Genomic DNA, 17,290 nt, shown 5'->3' with positions numbered 1-17,290 from the left:
CGTCGGTATATGGAAAACCGGATACGGGCTGGCAACATCACGCCCCCTTGACTGGAGGCATGAACGAGCCACACGTTATCCCGCCTCGGCCCCGTGACCGGCTGTTCGCCGTACTTGCGGTGGTGCTCGCCGTACTCCTGCTCCCCGTCGCGTTCGTCCGCGATCCCGGCCGCGCCCGTGAACTGGCCTGTGGCTGGGCGCTGGGGATCCGCTTTCCCGCCGAGGACCTCACCGGGCTCACCGACGGTGCCAGGGCGGCGTTCACCGCCGCACGCGCTGAGGCGCTCTGGCGTCACGGGCAGCTCATCGGCCTCACCTCGGGATACCGCGATCCCCTCGTCCAGCAGCGGTTGTTCGACGAGGAGGTGCGCCGCGTCGGCTCACCGGCCGCGGCCCGGATGCTCGTGCTGCCACCGGCGGAATCCAGGCACGTCAAGGGCACCGCGCTGGATGTGCGCCCGTTCGAAGGGGCGCGCTGGCTCGAGGAACACGGTGCCCGCTACGACCTCTACCGCATCTACGACAACGAGTGGTGGCACTTCGAGTACCGCCCGGACGTCGAGGTGCCACCGACGACCCGGGAGATCCGCGATGCTCTGCAAGCCCGTTGACGAGGGGCAGCGTGCCGGGCGACTGGAAGGGCGTCTCCAGGCCGCGAGACAACGTGCCTTCGTCGGGCGGAAGGAAGAGCTCGCCGTCTTCGAGGAGGCGCTGTACACCGGCGCCCGGGTGCTGTTCGTTCATGGCCCCGGCGGTGTCGGCAAGTCGGCGCTGCTGGGACGCTTCGCCCAGCGGGCCGCGGAAGCGGATCGCAACGTACTGATGCTGGACGGACGGATTCTCGAGGAGTCTCCCGCTGCCTTCGTGGCCGAGGCCGGGGCGGTGCTCGCCGACGAGCGCGCCGTGCTGCTGATCGACACCTTCGAGCGGCTGCAGGGCCTGGAGAGCTGGCTGCGCGAGCAGTTCCTGCCGGTGCTGCCGACCGGTGCGCTGGTGGTGACAGCAGGTCGCATATCCCCGGACATGATGTGGCGGGCAGACCCCGGCTGGGCCGACCTGGTGCGGATCATCGAGCTGGGTGAGCTGGGACGCGTGGACGCCACCGCGCTGCTGGACTCCCGCGGTGTGGCCGGTGAGTTGCACGAGCCGCTGCTCACCTTCGCCGGCGGGCACCCGCTCGCCCTGTCGCTCGGTGCCACGGCTGCCAGGGAGAGTGCCGCCGCCGTCAGCACCGCGGTGTCGGTCCGTGACAGCGGCGCCGGCTCGCGCTGGAGGCCTCCCCATGATGTGGTGGCCACCCTGCTCGACCAGATCGTCGGTGAAGTGCCCAGCCCGGCGCACCGGCATGCCCTGGAGGTCTGCGCGCACACGTACATGTCCACGCAGGACGTGCTGCGCGCGGCGCTGCCGGGCGAGGACGCGGCGACGCTGTTCTCCTGGCTGCGGCGGCTGCCGTTCGTCGAGCCGGGCCCGTACGGGTTGTACCCTCACGACGTCGTCCGTGAAGTCCTCGAAGCCGACCTGCGCTGGCGCGACCCGCAGGGCTACGCCGACATGCACCGGTGCCTCAAGGCGTGCCTCACCGAGCGGATCCGTGCCGCCGAGGACTCGGACGTGCTCGGGGCCGTCGGTTCGCTGTTCTACCTGCACCGCGGCGAAGGCCAAAGAGCAGAGCCGCACGTGTGGCGCGGTGCTGGCGAGGTGTATGAGGACGTCTTCCGTCCCGAGGACACCGAGGACCTGCTGCGCCTGGCCACCGAGCAGGGCGCGGGTGCCGTCGCCGCTGTCTCCCATTGGATGGCCCGGCAGCCGCAGGCGTTCCGTCTCTACCGGCGCGCTGCGGACGGCGAGCTGGCAGGCGCCAGCGCCTGGCTCCGCCTGGAGGGGGAGGAACAGGCGCAGGCGGACCCGGTCGTCGCCACGGCCTGGGCCACCGCCCGCGCCAACGCCCCACTGCGACCCGGCGAGCACCTGGCCGTCTACCGAAGCTGGGTGCGCGAGTGCCACCAGGGCTTTTCGCCGATGATGAATCTGATCCAGTGGCGGGCCGTGGCCTGGTTCCTGCGCTCGCCACACTTGGCCTGGTCGTTCATCGCCATGCGAACTGACGACCGTTCGAGCGGTCGCTACGAGTACTACGGCATGCACGATCTCGGGGATCACGCGCAGGAGAAGGACACTGAGTATGTCCTGGCCGCGCACGACTGGCGGGCCGTTCCGGCGCACGTCTGGCTCGACCGGCTGTTGGCGACGGGCGCGCAGGAGGTCCCGGCCCCGCACGAGCCGGAGCTGGTGGTGCTGTCACAGGAGGAGTTCAGAGACGCCGTCCGCCAGGCCCTGCGTCACCTGCCGATGCACGGGGAGCTGGCCGCCAACCCCCTCACCCGCACCAGGCTGCTCGCAGGCCGGGCCACCCCTGCCCGCGCGCTGCGCGAGCTGCTTGAGGACAACATCCGCGACCTGGGCCGGGATCCGTGGGCGGGCAAGCCGCACCGCGCCCTCGACGTCACCTTCCTGCGTGGCGCTCCCACCCAGGAAGCCGCCGCCGAGCGCCTCGGCCTGTCCTTGAGCACCTACCGCCGTCACCTGAACGCCGGTATCGAACGCATCTCCGACGACCTCTGGCGCCGCGAACTCCGCGGGGCGGGCTGAGCGCCCCGGACTTCATGGCCCCCATGCCCCCCATGGCCTCCCGGCTGACGCCCGCGCCGACGAGCAGCTCGCCTCCCTCGGCCCACCGGCCCGTACGTCATGGGCATGGCGGAGCGCATCAAGGCCCGGACCGTGCTGTACGGCCGGTCGCCGGGACCAGTAGGGGCCGAGGAGGCATCAACGTGCACCGGGAGACGTGGTGTTCGTCAAGCCTTCCAGCGAGTACGGGCTGGGTGGCCGCGCGCGTGAGCTGGCCGCATAGGGAGAGGCGTCGCCTGCGGCAGAACGCCGCCGAACGCGATCATTCTGTGGCCACAGTGGTCATCCAGTTCTCCAGGCGCTCGGCGAACCCAGTCCAGACCCGGGCGTGCTCTCTGGCGAACTCGGCGACCACGCTGTACAGATGCGGCGGGATGCGATGCAAGATTCTTTCCCACTCCCGCCCGTCGATGGAGTGCATGATGAGCATCCGCAACAGGATTCGGCCAGTCTCGCTCAGCCGCAACGCCGGATCGGCCTTGAGACGCTCCAGCATCGCGAGACGATCTCGTCCCACAGCGTTGCCGAAGTCCGGTTCCGTGCGAGGGAGTGGATGCGACTCGGTCTGTAACCTCATACTCCCGTCCCGGACCGGGCTCTCACCACGCTCCAGTCGGCCTCGCACATCCCGGACCGTCTCCGGGGAGATGCCGACCTGCTTGGCGACCTGGCGGAGCGAAAGGCATGGGTCACTGCGGATGAGTTCGGCGGCGAGTCTTCTCCGCCCCGAACCGTCGGCGGGACGGACACGCCCGTCCCGCCCGATCCTTGCCTCGATTCCGCTGTCTCCGGCGCGCCTGCGCAGATCGGCCACCGTGCCGGCGGAGAGTCCGGTCGCCGAGGCCACCCGCCGATCGGACCACTGCGGATGCGTCCCGATGATGTGGGCGGCCGCACGCTTGCGATCAGCGAGCGAGAGCGGCAAACCATGCCGTATGTTCGCCTCGACGGCTAGGACGAAGGCGTCCGATTCGGTGCCATCGACGAACCTTGCCAGGATTTTCGTATCGCCTCTGAGCCGCGCTGCCTTCAATCGGTGCAGGCCGTCGACCACCCGCATCGTTGGCCGGTGAACGAGGATAGGCGGAAGTTCTCCCTCTGTCGATAACAGTGTCTCGACGTGCTCCGGATCCTCACCCGAGGTGCGAGGCGAGGATCCGGAGGACAGCCGGGACAACTCGATTTCGACGACAGCGGGAGCGACTATGTCAACGCTCGTCGGATCCACCTGAACTCTCCCGTTCGAGTCTCTTCTTCTTGGTCAACGTTGCGGTGCGGTACAGGCCTCATGGCTGCCACTATTTACCTGATCGGTGTCAAGGGTGCGGACTCAGAATTTTCTCCGCCAAGGAAAATCGAGCACACCTTCAGAGGCCCCTCCAGGAACCCACCGGAAAATTCCCTGACCTCAAGGAATTCCGTTGGATACTGATGTTATGGGATCTCCCGTCCAACCGTTCGACCTCGGCAGTTGGACGCCACGGGCCCGTCCGCGTTGGTCGGCGCTGTGCGCTGAGTGCCGCCATCCGACGCTGACACCTGTCTGGCCGTGACGGTCGGCCGTCCGCACCGACAGCGGAAGGGGGAAGCCGAACTGACCATCCGGACCACCAGGAAGACCATGCATGCGGTTCTGGGCACGGAGGCCAACAACCCTTGCCGCAAGGCGGCGTTGACGGCACATCTGGCGTCCTCGCTGCGGGAGGGGCCGGTGGTGGCCGGAGCCGACGTGACCGTGCCCTCCCTGACCAGCAGTCCGCGCACACCCAGGCAGACCCGTGTCGGCGGGCGGGGGCAAGAGGGCCTGCGCAAAGTGACAGGAGGCCAGGCACTTGCACAGGCCCGGCGGGCACTGAAGCGACAGCCGCCTGACACCCGCCACCGGATCATGGAACGCAACCAGCGCGATCACCTCACTCAGGGCACTTGATGCACAAAGGAGCCATGAGCTTCGGATCACGCAGTGACCGAAGAACCGTCCAGCCCCCACCAGGTAGTCCACCAGCAGTTGAAGTTCGGGTTGCAGTTCGTCTAGTGGTCGATTCCGGAGCATGCTTTCACGGCAGCAAAGGATCGTCAACTGCCAGACGAGTGGCCGTAGTAGGCTTCGACTATCCGTCGCACGGGGGCGCATGGGGGCAGAGGCACGTACAGCCGCAGGAGGGCAGCATGACTGGGGCGTCAGGGCAGTCGACACTGGCCACACGCCTGGACAGCTTGTTTTCCAGGAGCCGCCCCCAGGGGAGGCGGTGGACCAACAACGAGGTCGCCAACGCGATCAAGGAGAGGCACCCTCAGATTCGCGTCAGCGGCGGCTATCTATCAGCGCTGCGGAACGGCTCTCGCACCCGCCCCTCACAGGAACTCCTGTCCGCGCTCGCGGAGTTCTTCGGCGTCTCACCAGCCTATTTCGTAGATCCCGACCACGCGGAGCGAGTCAACGCTCAGCTCGCGGGGTTGGAGATGCTGGGCCAAGCAGGTGTTCGCGGAGTCGCCCTGCGAGCGGTGGGCCTGCCACGGGACAGCCTTGAGGCGATCACGGCCATGCTCGATCAGGTGAGAAAGCTGCAGGGCCTACCCGCCGTGGAGGAGTGACGATGCCAGTGCCGCATCGGCAGCCCCGCAAGAGCGCTCTCGGGCTCTTACGGCGGCACAGCGGAAAGGCCCTTCCATCGGTTTGCTGGACGGTCGAGCTACGTGCATTCTCCACGAGGATCGCAGTCGAGAACGCGAACATCCCCGTCGCCTCGCTCACGGCAAGAGGTTCAAGTCGCCCCTGCGGCACGCGTGCCGCACATGCGGACAAGGCTGACGAGATCAGCTATGAGCCGACGCTCAGACCAGGATTGACTCGCCGCCCACTCCGAGCCGACGGATACGGCCAGGCAGCCCCATCAGCACAACCGAGCAGCGCACCCGGGCACGAGAAGGCAACGCTACGCATCTCGCCGCAACTTGTTGCTCCAGACGCCGGTGCGGCCACAACTTGATCAGGACGAGAGAAACGGGGGAAGAATGCTGAACCAGTACCGCGGAGTCCGTCCCCGGAGCCGGAGACGAGGTTGCCGCTTACGGGAACCCTCTGCGTCGGTAGAGAGCATGCCGTCTCCACCCAAAGCCGCTGGTCTTCCTTCCCTGAGGAGGCGTGCCTCGTGTCGCTGCTGAGGAGGCACAGTCAACGTCGCAACCTTGCGCGCCTGCGCCGCAGCTGTGAAGCCCGTCTGACCGCGTTGGCACTTCCCGCGGCACGCGACATTGCCGGGTTATGCGCTCTGCTGAGCGAGCGGCGTGGCCGACCACTCCATTTGGCGCCGATCGCCATGCGGGCCGAACAACCGTGCGGACTTTGGATAGCCGCAAACACAGTCGACTTCATCATTTACGAAGCCAAGACTACACGACCCCACCAGGAACACATCATCGCTCATGAGCTGGCCCACATCATTTGCGGCCACCGTAGCGGCTCCCCCCTGGATGACGCTACCGCTCGATTGGTGTTTCCCGACCTAAATCCTGCCCTTGTTCGTGACATGCTGGCACGTACGACGTATTCCGAAACCCAGGAACAAGAAGCCGAGATGACGGCGAGCTTGATCATCGCCACGCGGATCGGCTCCACCACTCCCCACCTCCCCTCCGAGCAAAGGGCGCTGGGCGGGGCCTTGGGAATCACTCAGACGGCAAGTCGGCTATGACGGCAAGTCAACTCCACAGCCTCGGGACCGACTTGGAGACAGCGGGCGTCGCCTGGATGTGGGTATCGCTGGGACTACGGGCTCCGGCCGTTTTGCGGTCAAGCAAGCAACGCCCTTTATGGCTTGCGGTCTTAGGGGCCGCAGCCGCACTCACGCTCCATCTGCCATGGTTCATCGACCTCCTGCACCAAGCCACCGGACCCACGCATCTGACCGCGCTGGCCCGGAACCTGTTCGGCGTCCTCACCTCTGCCGCTGTGCTGGACTTCATGCTTCTCGCGGTCCGCGGCCGTCACACATACGCGCTGTACGGTTTGGCCGGGCTCGTCATGGTCCTGCTTGTCTGGTTGGACACAGCCGCCGGGCCACACCTGCAGCATGCGATCCCCCCTGTCTCCCATCCCATGCCATCGACCTCGTACTGGGCAGTTCTCATCGCTGTCAATCTCAGTACCAACGTGGTGTGTGTGGTTGCCTGTTGGCGGTATAGCCGAGCGAGCCAAGATCGCTCCTTACGCGTCGGATTGCGGCTCTTCGGGCTCGGCGCAGCCTTTGCCGGCGTCTACTGGCTACTCAGTGCCGCATACGTCGGGGTTCGATACTCATGGATTCCGGCCCTCAGTCCGCTTCTGCTGGGTTGTTATGCCCTCGCAAGAGCGAGCGCGATCTTCGTGCCTCTGGGGACCGCGGTGGCCGTCGCGGTCAGGCGGATGAGGATTTTATGGCAACTTTGGCCGTTGTGGCGCGACTTGGTCAACGCGGTGCCCGACGTCAGCTTGACGCAGACCCACCAACGCGGCCTTGCTTTGCTGCAGCGTTCCGGCCCGCTGGACCTGCGCCTCTACCGGATAGTGATCGAGATTCGTGACGCGATTCTCGATCTGCGTGCCCACATCCCCCATGCGGTACTGACCGAGGTCCGGGACCACCTGGAACGCGAAGGCGCACCCTCCGCCGAGGAGGACGCCCGGGTGACCGCCTGTTGGTTACGCATAGCCCGAAGCATCAAGGCAGAAGGCACGCCGCCACTGCGCGGCGACCTGACCGCGCCGGTCATCGGGGGCGCGGACTTGCCCGGCGAAATCGAGTTCCTACGCAAAGTAGCCAAGGCGGATACGTCACCCCAGATCCGCCGAATCGCTGCTCACCTGAGTCACTCAACAGAGAAACACTGAGGCCGGAGACCTCGTCCTACATGGAATTACACGGCATCTGCAGCGACCAGTTCAGCGCGGTGCGGGAGACCTTCGCGGACTCTCTGCGCAGCGGATCGGACGTCGGCGCCTCCGTGGCGATCTACCTCGACGGCGAACCTGTCGTCGATCTCTGGGGTGGGTTCGCCGATCGAGAACGTACCGAACCATGGCAGCGCGACACCATCACCAACGTGTGGTCCACCACGAAGACAATGACCGCACTGTGCGCTCTCGTTCTCGCCGACCGTAACGAACTCGACCTGTTCGCACCGGTCACGAAGTACTGGCCCGAGTTCGGCGCCGCGGGAAAGAACCGCATCGAGATTCGGCACCTGCTCAGTCACACCGCCGGGCTTCCCGACTGGGACCAGCCGATGACACTCGACGACCTGTGCGACTGGGAGAAATCCACCACCTTGCTGGCACGCCAATCGCCCCGTTGGGAACCAGGCTCAGCATCCGGCTACCATCGCTTCACTCATGGATTCCTGCTCGGCGAGGTGATTCGCCGTATCTCCCAACAGTCAATCGGCACGTTCTTCGCCGAGCACCTCGCTGCCCCGTTGGACGCCGATTTCCACATCGGCCTCGCGTCTGAAGACGATCACCGTGTCTCCGAGGTCATCCCCGCACCGGGGCCCGCGCCTGCGTCCAACCCACGGGTGACCATTCCTGTCGGGGCATACGTGACGGCTCAGGACACCTGGAGCATCCAGTGGCACCGCGCCGAGATCCCGGCCGCCGCGGGTTACGGCAACGCACGATCCGTGGCCGCCGTCCAATCAGTACTCACCTCCAGCAGCCATAGCCCCCAATCGTCCCTTCTCTCCGAAGCCACTCGCCGCGCAGTGTTCGACGAGCAGCACCACGGCGTCGACCTTGTGCTCGGTATCCCCCTACGCTTTGGTATCGGCTACGCCCTCAGCTCAGACGACGCGCCAGTCCGCACAGCCAACCGCCACACCTGCTACTGGGGCGGGAGAGGAGGATCGCTGGTCGTCAACGACCTCAACGCGCGCATGACCATCGCCTATGTGATGAACCAGATGACCCACCTCGGCCTCACCGACCCTCGCGGCCAGAAGCTCCTCCAAGCCGCCTACAAGTCACTGGACCCTTCTCAGCCCGGGGCCGGGGAGTGATGACGGAGTCGACGCGAGAGGGGTCGTGAGCGGCAGGGCACACGAGGCGTCGAGCACAACAGCCAGGCGGCGAACAGGTCGAGGCGGGCTGGCCACGGGGCCGGGCTCGGCGGGCTTCTCCCACGGCCGCCGTAAGTCTGCGGCGGCCTCGGGGGTTCGCAGCTTCGGACGGGTCCACCTGAGGATCTGGTGGCAGACGACCAAAGCCAGTCAGCGTAGCCCTCGATGATGGGGAGTTCGCCGGTGTGGTCGATCCAGGCGGCGCGGGTGGTCAGTCGGGGGTGGATGCGGTCCCAGGCCATCGCGCGGGCGGTGCCGTACCGGTCGGTGACCTGCACGGTTGCCGCGTCCGGATCGCCCCAGGTCTCCGGTTTGGCGAAGCGGAACTCCTTGCCATGCTTCGGCGGCCTGCCGCCCTGGGGAGATAGGACGGGGCGTGCTCCTTGAGCGAGGGCTTCGGTCGCCACATGACGCGGTCGGAGCGCATCCGTCCCAACACCTCGACCGGGAGGCCGTCGAGGAGGTGGGCCATGCGCGGGGCGTCGTACCCGACGTCGAAGACGATGACGATGTCCCGGTCCCCGACGTGCCAGCGGCCCATCTCGATCAGGTCCGTGACCACCCTGCGGAGCTGGGCGGCAGTGACCTCGGCGACGTCGTCCGCGGGCCCGAGACGGACGGCGTCCAGCAGCTGGCACCGGGACGTCCGGCCCGATTCGAGGGCGGCGACGAACGACTACGGCCAGCCGGGCTGGCCTGAGGATCGGCCGCTGCGGCCGTAGACGTGGCAGAACAGCCGGTCCGCACTGGTCGGCGCGGCGGGACGGAGCCAGTTGCTGACGTCGACCGCCAGGACCAGGCACCCGTCGGCGGCCCGCGGCATCGGCAGCCCGCCCAGCACCTGCCGCAGCCGGGGCACGTCCACGTTTCCGTAGTTCACCGCTTCGTACATCGCGCCGGGCCCGCGCCGATACTCAGCCACCAGTGTGAGGTCCACCGGCGAGGTCACCGGGCCGCCCGCGCACAGCAACGCGTCGACAAGCTCGAACAGTTCGTCGCCGCGCGTGGTCAGGCAGTCGAATGGGTCCTCCCGGAAACGTGAAGCTTGCGCGAACGCTTCCCCGGGACCGGCGTCAGGCAGCAGGCTCACCTTCACGGCCTTCGTCTGGATCGGTGCACCTTGGTCGGAGCACATGACCAGACGAAGGCCGCCCCCGGCGTCCGGTGAACGCCCAGGTGGGCGGCCTAGTACGAGGCCCATTTCGACCTCAGACCATAAAGAACAAGCTAATGCCGAATCCTTCATCTGCCGCACATTGGTGACCCCTGGAGCTGTTGACCGCGTCGCTGGGGACAGTGCTGCGGGTGGCGGTGCGGGTGGGGTGCCGTCGGCTGTTGTCGTACCACTCGACAGCGGCTGGAGCGCGCGGCCGCTTCCTCGGTGCGGCAGCTCGCGCGGGTCCGGCACGGGCAGGGAACATCGGCGCCGCGACGGGTGTGGGTGGTGGCCCTGCACGCGGGCACCACAGCCGAGGAGCGGCAGTGGGCGCTGGCGGCGGGCACGGACCTGCAGGGGTGGCCGGTGGACCTGGCCGTGGTCTGCTCGACACGGTTGCTGAGCGAGGGTGTCGATGTCCCGGCCGTAGATTCACTTCTGATAGAGGCCCTAGGCCGTTTCCTTCGGATCATCCGATCGTTGGTTGGGTTGTGTCGTTGACTGATGCGCAGTGGGCGCGGATCGAGCCTCTGTTGCCGGACAGGACGCCGAAGCGGGGCGGGCGGTGGCGGGATCACCGGCAGGTGATCGACGCGATCGCCTTCAAGTACCGCACCGGTACGCCCTGGATGGACCTGCCCGAAGAGTTCGGCTCATGGAAGGGCACCCACAACCGGCTGCGGAAATGGGCGGCCGACGGCACGTGGGAGAAGGTCTTCACCGCTCTGCTCACGCAAGCCGACGCCCAGGGCGACCTCGATGGGGTCGTCGCCGTCGACTCCACGATGGTGCGCGCTCACCAGCACGCTGCCGGGGCCCGTCAAAAGGGGCCCCGGCCGACGAGCCGCACGACCATGCCCTGGGACGCTCCCGCGGCGGACTGACCACGAAGATCCACCTGGTGGCCGACGGCCACTGCCGCCCGCTCGCCTTCCATCTCACCGCCGGGCAGGCTGGGGACGCGCCTGCCTTCCTGCATGTCATGGCTCGCCTGCGCGTGCCCAGGCGGATCGGCCGCCCCCGCACCACGCCAGATGTGATCCTGGCCGACAAGGCGTATTCCTCACGAGCCATCCGAACTCATCTGCGCAGGCGAGGTATCCGCGCGGTCATCCCGCAGCCGGCCGACCAGATCGCCACACGCAAACGTCGGGGCCGATCCGGCGGCCGACCGCCGGCCTTTGACCGCGCCACCTACAAACAGCGCAACACGGTCGAGCGGGGCATCAACAAGCTCAAACAGTGGCGCGGACTGGCCACTCGCTACGACAAGACCGCGATCATCTACCTGGTCGGACTCCACCTCGCCGCCATCTTCATCTGGACAGCGACATGATCCGAAGGAAACAGCCTAGCCACCCAGGGAACAGCTTACCTGGCACAGCACATATGTGAGAGCCCGTCAGGTTCGATGCTCGCGGCCGCCCACCTGCTGACGGCGCCTCCCGTGGCGGGGGCGTACCTAACTGGGCAACCGCCCACCCCGCGAGGCCGCGCCAGAGCGTCGAACGAGCCCTGCACCGGCATGGGCGGCTTGCGCTCAGGGCGCCTCCTCCTCCGCCAGGCGCTGGGCCAGGCCCTTCAGTTGCCCGGCCATCTGGTTCAGCTCCGCGCGGGTGGTGTCCGCGCCGATGATCTCGACGTACTGGAAGTGGTCTGCCTTCAACTCGTCGTGGATGAGTTTGGCCTGGGCCACGGGGAGGTCGCCGGGGACGACCGCGAAGAGCTTCACCTTGGTCGCCGAGATCCGGACCTTGACGAGTTCCTCACCGACGTAGATCTGCTCCAGCTTTCCGATGTCGCTGGGGGACAGCCGCTCCACGTCCTTGCGGAACTGCCCGCCCGCCTCGGCGAGTTGGTACTCCTGTTGCAGGTCGAAGAAGGTCTTCTGGTAGGGCTTTCCGGTGACGCGGGCGATCTCGCGCTCGCTGCGGAACTTGTTCTTGACGAGGCTCAGGAACGTGGCCCGGTCCTCGGCGCTCTTGAGGGAGGACAGGCCGCCGCGTCCCCTGCTCAGGCCGCGGGCGGTCTGGCCGAAGCCGGCCTTGGCCTCGAAGATCGCCTCGATGTGCAGGACGCCGTTCCGGCGGATCGCGAGGATGCCGTCGGTGACCGAGCGGCCGCTCCGGTCGGAGATGAGGTGGCCGGGGATGAACTCCAGCTTCTCGCGGTAGGCCCTGATGCCCAGTGCCTGGGGGCCGGTGCGCAGCCGCAGCCACGGGACGATGCGGTTCTCGACCAGTTCCTCCAGCAACTGGCCCTTGAGGTTGTTGATGTACGGCCCTTTGGAAAGGACCCGGCGCACCGCGGGGACGTCGAGGTCCTGGAGCACGGGGTGCCGACCGGTCATCTGGCGGAGCAGCGCCTCGATCTCGTCATCGAGGTCCCCGGCCACCCGGCCCGCGCCACCGCCGGAGGCGCCGCGTCCACCGCGGAGGAGTTTGGGCAGTCCGTCGGCCGCCTCCTGGCCGAGCTTCCCCGTGACGCGGCCCTCGACGCGCAGGGCCTCCTCGGCCTGCCGCACGGAGTGGACGGCCGGGCCGTTGACGGCCATCCGGTCGGCCGTGAGGACCAGGCGCCGCCAGGCGGCGCCGTCGTGGCCGTACAGCCGGGCGAGCCGCGATTCGGTGTACATCACGCGGCCCGCCTTGACCATCCGGCCCGCGAACGGCAGCAGGAGGGTCGCGAGCAGGACCGCGCGCTCGATGTCGCCGAGCCGGTAGCCGAAGAGGTCGCGGCCCTCGTACGCCTCGTACGCCGCGAGCATGCTGCCGACCAGGGGCAGAGAGCCGACCGCGGTCTCGAACAGCTCGGCCTCCAGCGGCGGTTCGATGGGGATCTCACCGCGCTCGACGTCCGGCAGCAGCCGCTGCGCGGCCCGCAGCAGGGCGACTACGTCGGGGCGCTGGGGCAGGAAGACCGCGTAGTAGCCAGTTTCCGCCGACAGTTGCAGGAAGGCGGTGTCGTACGGCTGGGCGCGGAACCAGGTCATCAACTCGTCGGCGACGGCGGTCATGTACAGCTTCGAGGTCTTCTCGTTGGGTGTGATCAGGTAGTCGACTCCGTTGCGCGGGTCCTTGGTGTAGGACTGCTGCACCGCCACCTGGGTGCGCAACCGGTTCGCAAAGGCGAGGTACTCCAGGTGCTTGCGCGCGAGCAGATCGGCGTCGACCGGCCGGTTCACCTCGCGGCCGGCTCGCTCCAGCACGGCGGCGTGCCAGCGCTCCGGGCCGCTGAGGCCGGTGGCGCGGCCCCGCCCGCCGCCCGCGTACGCCTGTGCCAGGGCGGGGCCCGTGGCCACGTCCTCGCGCATGATGTCCACCGTGCGGCGCGCGACGGCGACCTCGTCAGCGGGCGTGCGCGGGCGCAGCAGGTGCTGGAACAGCCGCAGCTCCGCGGCGGCCAGCTGCTCCAGGAACGGCCTCGCGTTCACCGGCATCGACGGTCTCCTCCCCTGTCCTCGTGTCGTGTTCCGCGCCCCGCCCGCCGCTGGTGTGCCGCTGCCACGGCGCCGGTGGTGGTCCTTCGCCCCGGTGCTGCCTTCAGTCCTCGACCCACTCTCCCGAGCCGTCCTTGTGCCAGGTCGGGAGCTTGTCGTCCTGCCGCAGCTTGACCAGGGTGGTCGGGATGCGGACCCGCCAAGGGTCGCCCTGGGGCACCTCGGCTCCCGGGCGGTCGAGGCGCTCGGCGATCTCCTCGGCGATGGGCAGGTAGAGCGGGCTGGTGATGGGAGGAAGCGGGCCGCCGTTCCACAGTTCGCCGAAGTTCATGTAGTGGTCGATGGCCCCCTCGAAGCCAGGGCGCACCGGCACGGTCACCCGGCAGTAGCCGGCCTTGAGGAACTCGTTGAACTGCGGGTCCGGGTCGTCGTAGCTCAACCGCTCGTCCCATTGGCCCTTGCGGCCCCAGAAGTACGGGTACGCCACCCAGGTCAGGTGCTCCCATTCGATGGCCTGCTCGAAGAAGCGCACGTACGCGCCCTCGGCGGCGGCCTCCTGGACGTCGATCTGCGGGACGGGAGAGCCGTCAGGGCCCCGCTTCACCTCGATCGCACCGAACAGGTCGAAGTGCTGGTCGGTGAGGATGCTGACACAGTTCTTGCGCAGTTCGTCGGCGATGAGGAGCTGGTTGGCCCGGGGGTTGCGGCCGTGGATCGGCACCCCGGCTTGGAGCTGGAGGGCGGCGAGCTTCTCCTCGTACTCCGCGAGCCGGGCCCGGTAGGCGTTGGTGAGCTTGGCGTGGGTGTCCAGCGCCCACTTGTGCATGGCCCGCTCGGTGCGCTGGCATTTCACCTCGATGCCGACGGCGATCTCGGAGATCCGCCAGGTCTGGATGGCGACGGGCACCGAGTCGCGCTCTTCGGCCAGCGAGGTGGTCCACAGCCAGTGGTCGCTATTGCTGAACCGGTGTGTGCGGTTGCCCACCAGCACGTCGATGCAGCAGCCCTGCTCCCACAGGTTGAACACCACTCCACAGGAGACCTGCACGGCCATGTAGCCGTCGTCGATGGCCACCTGGCCCGATTGGGTGTAGTCGGTCTTGCTGTCGCCGCCACCCGCCTTGTAGTCGAAGGACTTCGTCCGGTACGGCTCCGGCGGCGGGGAGACGTCCGTCGCGCCGTAGAGGTGCACCCACTGGGCGTAGTTCAGCTCGGTGATCTGGTCGGGGCGCAGATCGAACTGCCGGGGCTTGTCCAGGTCCACGGCGCTGGCGTGCGCCGATTGCAGCGTCTCCACGAAGTACGCGGCCGGCTCGGGAATCATGAAATCGAACATGGTGCGCAGGCCGTAGTTGTACATCTGGGCCTCGTAGACCTTGTTGACCCACTGGTACACCCCGGAGATGTTGTTCAGACCGGTCCGGTTGTCCAGGCCATGGCTGTTCTTCTCCGTCACCTCGGTGGTGACGCGCAGCGAGGTGCGCTCCAGCACCCGCTCGGAGATCCGGTTGGCGCTGCGCTGCGTCACGTCCTGGGCGAACACCGCGGCCGACTTGGTGGCCTCCTCCTTGTTCCGGGACTGCGACCCCTCGGCGGAGGCGTTGAACTCGACCGTGGGACCGTACTTGCCCGAGACCGTCAGACCCGCCTTGAGCTGCGCGTCCTCCTTGATGACCGTGCTGGCCTCGCGCGTCATCTCATAACGGTCGGTGGACTCCAGCTCCCGCTCCTCGGTGGTGGTGACCTCCGACTCCCTGACGGTGATCTGCTCGGTCTCCTGGCGGCGGGTGTGCTCCCGCTGCTTGCTCTCGCCCCGCAGCACGTTCTCGATGTGCGCGATGTCCGCGCCCTCGTACCCGACCAACTGCTGGCGGACCAGGATGAGGTCGGCGACCCCGGAGGGGGCCACCGTGCCGCGGCTGCGCGGAACGCGGTCGTCCTCCAAGGGGATCTGCTCCGGCGGCGGTGTCGTACCGACGACCAGGGCCGTCCACGGGGAGGGCAATGGGGTGGAGACGGTGACGAGGGTGTCGCCCACGCGTTTGACGCTGCGCCTGGTGGGCCGGCCCACCAGGGTCTCCAGTTCGCCGCCGATCACGTCCTGCTCGTCCCTGAGCGTGTCCACGATGCGGTCCAGCGGCTGACCCACCGGGCTGATGCCCCGATCGGCCAGCACGGTCTTGGTGCCGGGACTGAGCTTGTCGGCCGCCGCCTGGTGCAGCCGGAAGCCGAGGTCGGACAGGGCGGACGGCTTGAAGGGCGGGGTTCCGGAGAGCAGGTCGGGGCGGGCGCCGAAGAGCTGGCCCGCTAGGTGGGCCGCTCCCTCCACGGGCGGAGGGGGCGGGGCCGGGGGGTCACCCTCACCGGCCGCGGCGGCGCCCGGCGCATCGCCGGAGGCCGAAGTCGGCCCCGTGTCGCCGTCCGTACGGGGTTCCGCACCGGCGCTCGCCGAGTCCGGCCCGTCGGCCGGACGCGCCCCGTTCCCGGAAGCATCGGCTGCTGTCGCCAGGGGCACGGGCCCGCCGAGCGCCCGTAGATTGGCCTCGCCGAGCCTGTTGTGGAAGTTCACCTGCCGGGTCAGCGCGGCCGGCGGCTGGAACTCCTCCGGAGGGACGGAGCCCACGCCCGGGCTCTGCTGGGTGGACAGCAGGTGCTCGCCGCCGAGTCCGGTCAGCTCGCCCACCGCCTCCCGCAGCCGCCGGTGTGCGGTCAGCAGCGTGGCGGCGCGCTCGCGGCGGGCCGCGGCGGCCTGGGCCTCCCGCTCCCGCTGCCGCTGCTCGGCCGCCTTGGTGGACAGCTCGGGTTCGAGCCCGGTGGGGCGTGGTAACCGCAGGGGGCGACGCAGTGTGCGATGGGCGTCGTCCGCCTTCGCGGGGAAGGACGTGTCGGTCGCCAGCCGGGCGATCAGGTCCAGGTGGCGCAGCTGCTCAGCGAGGGCGGCCAGCGGTCGGCCGTGTTCCCCCGGCAAGTACTTGATGGCCAGCAGGCTGTCCCGGAGCTTGGTGACGGCGTCCAGGTAGGGCTGGGACGCGACGAGGGCGGACGGCTCGGAGCCGTAGGTGTCGCGTACAGCCTTGACCGTGGCCGTACGCAACGCGCCGGGCTGGCTAGGCGGAGCCCCCAGCAGCCGACCGAGCGCGGCCGTGAAGGCGGTTGTCTGCGCGGCCAGCGGAGTGCGCGACGGATCGCCGACGAACCCGGCCGACGCCACGAACTGCGCCGCGGCCTTGCGTGCCTCGACACGCGGCTTCGCGGAGGTGGCCGCGGAGGCCAACGCGTTTTGGAATGCGGACTGTTGAGAAAGGTCGATGCTTGGGCGATCCCCGTCCTGGCTCACCGCGGGACGGACCAGTGACATACGGAACAACGGCTCCATAAAGCCCCCTTGAAAGTGTGTAGGCAAGAACTCGACTCAAGGCAGGCCTGAACGCACTAGCCACAAATCGACAGCAAGTTCTGATATGTCGAAGACAGCGTTGCGGCACACTGGAAACCCAGACAACTCCCGTTCCGCTGAGCGGAACACGCAGCCCCAGCGCCAAGGCCCCCATCATGTGCAGACGACTTCAGCCGCCGGGCGCTGCGCGGAGCTCGCCCAGAGGACCGAGGCAGCACCTGGACGAGGCCGGGCCGCTGGTGAGCGAGGACGGCGGCACCGCGTCCACGACACCTACCGACCCCGCGTCGGCAGCATCCGCGTCCAACACGGACGGCGCCTCAACGCGGTGCGCTCCCGCCATCCCACCCACCCTCCCCAGCTTCGGGCCCTCGCACTTCCCTGGGCCACCCCGCCTGGCAGCGGCAGCGCGCAGTCGGGCGGCGGGGAAGGGACCTGAAGCGTGCAGGGGGCATCGTCTTGAGGCTCGCGGGACCGGCGCGGATCCAGCGCGGCGCCCCTGGGCGGGCTCGCT

Annotated in this window: 11 protein-coding genes and 1 pseudogene; 8 read left to right on the top strand and 4 right to left on the bottom strand. The window is 68.2% G+C overall.

The window, feature by feature from the left end; genetic code table 11:
* Positions 1-59 precede the first annotated feature (59 nt).
* Together vanY-N and ACIG3E_RS37410 are read left to right on the top strand one after the other, a co-directional pair.
* Complete coding sequence (vanY-N, locus tag ACIG3E_RS37415; protein WP_399624921.1) at positions 60-611, top strand: D,D-peptidase/D,D-carboxypeptidase VanY-N; 552 nt, start codon at positions 60-62, stop codon at positions 609-611.
* The gene (locus ACIG3E_RS37410; RefSeq protein WP_399624919.1) at positions 592-2,652 is read left to right on the top strand and encodes an ATP-binding protein; all 2,061 of its coding nucleotides are present in this window, start codon (positions 592-594) and stop codon (positions 2,650-2,652) included. The genes vanY-N and ACIG3E_RS37410 overlap by 20 nt, the downstream gene beginning before the upstream one ends.
* 301 nt (positions 2,653-2,953) lie before the next feature.
* On the opposite strand, the gene ACIG3E_RS37405 is transcribed toward ACIG3E_RS37410, so the two are convergent.
* Positions 2,954-3,919 (bottom strand): ParB/RepB/Spo0J family partition protein, encoded by a 966-nt coding sequence (locus ACIG3E_RS37405; RefSeq protein ID WP_399624916.1) that lies wholly within the window; start codon positions 3,917-3,919, stop codon positions 2,954-2,956.
* 393 nt (positions 3,920-4,312) lie between these two features.
* Here ACIG3E_RS37405 and ACIG3E_RS37400 point away from each other — a divergent pair, with 393 nt between their 5' ends.
* The 5 genes from ACIG3E_RS37400 (at position 4,313) to ACIG3E_RS37380 (ending at position 8,724) form a co-directional block, all read left to right on the top strand.
* A complete protein-coding gene (locus tag ACIG3E_RS37400; protein ID WP_399624914.1) occupies positions 4,313-4,621 on the top strand; it encodes a hypothetical protein in 309 nt (102 codons plus the stop codon).
* A gap of 239 nt (positions 4,622-4,860) precedes the next feature.
* Positions 4,861-5,286, top strand: coding sequence for a helix-turn-helix domain-containing protein (locus ACIG3E_RS37395; protein ID WP_399624912.1), 426 nt, complete (start codon positions 4,861-4,863; stop codon positions 5,284-5,286).
* Positions 5,287-5,843: 557 nt separating this feature from the next.
* On the top strand, positions 5,844-6,386 hold the full coding sequence (locus ACIG3E_RS37390) for a toxin (protein WP_399624910.1): 543 nt from the start codon (positions 5,844-5,846) through the stop codon (positions 6,384-6,386).
* Positions 6,387-6,418: 32 nt separating this feature from the next.
* Positions 6,419-7,561 carry an MAB_1171c family putative transporter gene (locus ACIG3E_RS37385; RefSeq protein ID WP_399624908.1) on the top strand — a complete coding sequence of 381 codons (1,143 nt, stop codon included), beginning with the start codon at positions 6,419-6,421 and terminating at the stop codon, positions 7,559-7,561.
* 20 nt (positions 7,562-7,581) lie between these two features.
* Positions 7,582-8,724: a serine hydrolase domain-containing protein gene (locus tag ACIG3E_RS37380; RefSeq protein WP_399624907.1), complete on the top strand. Its 1,143-nt coding sequence runs from the start codon at positions 7,582-7,584 to the stop codon at positions 8,722-8,724.
* 271 nt (positions 8,725-8,995) lie between these two features.
* Here the strand turns inward: ACIG3E_RS37380 and ACIG3E_RS37375 are convergent.
* A pseudogene (locus ACIG3E_RS37375) lies at positions 8,996-9,919 on the bottom strand (transposase).
* A 512-nt stretch (positions 9,920-10,431) separates the two neighbouring features.
* Between ACIG3E_RS37375 and ACIG3E_RS37370 the strand changes: the two are divergent.
* Positions 10,432-11,276, top strand: a protein-coding gene (locus ACIG3E_RS37370; RefSeq protein ID WP_399624905.1) for an IS5 family transposase whose coding sequence is annotated in 2 segments (ribosomal slippage) — positions 10,432-10,762 and positions 10,762-11,276 — 846 coding nt in all. Because the reading frame shifts where the segments join, the coding sequence is not laid out codon by codon here.
* A 204-nt stretch (positions 11,277-11,480) separates the two neighbouring features.
* Here ACIG3E_RS37370 and ACIG3E_RS37365 read toward each other — a convergent pair.
* Together ACIG3E_RS37365 and ACIG3E_RS37360 are read right to left on the bottom strand one after the other, a co-directional pair.
* Positions 11,481-13,379, bottom strand: coding sequence for a hypothetical protein (locus ACIG3E_RS37365; protein WP_399624903.1), 1,899 nt, complete (start codon positions 13,377-13,379; stop codon positions 11,481-11,483).
* A gap of 103 nt (positions 13,380-13,482) precedes the next feature.
* Positions 13,483-16,653, bottom strand: a complete 3,171-nt coding sequence (locus ACIG3E_RS37360) for a hypothetical protein (protein ID WP_399624901.1) — start codon at positions 16,651-16,653, stop codon at positions 13,483-13,485.
* Between the last annotated feature and the right edge of the window lie 637 nt (positions 16,654-17,290).

Origin of the sequence: Streptomyces sp. NPDC053474, from assembly GCF_044544845.1 — a bacterium.
GTDB lineage: Bacteria > Actinomycetota > Actinomycetes > Streptomycetales > Streptomycetaceae > Streptomyces.
The sequence above is the reverse complement of the archived record's forward strand: the minus strand, read 5'-3'. Positions and strand labels throughout refer to the sequence as shown.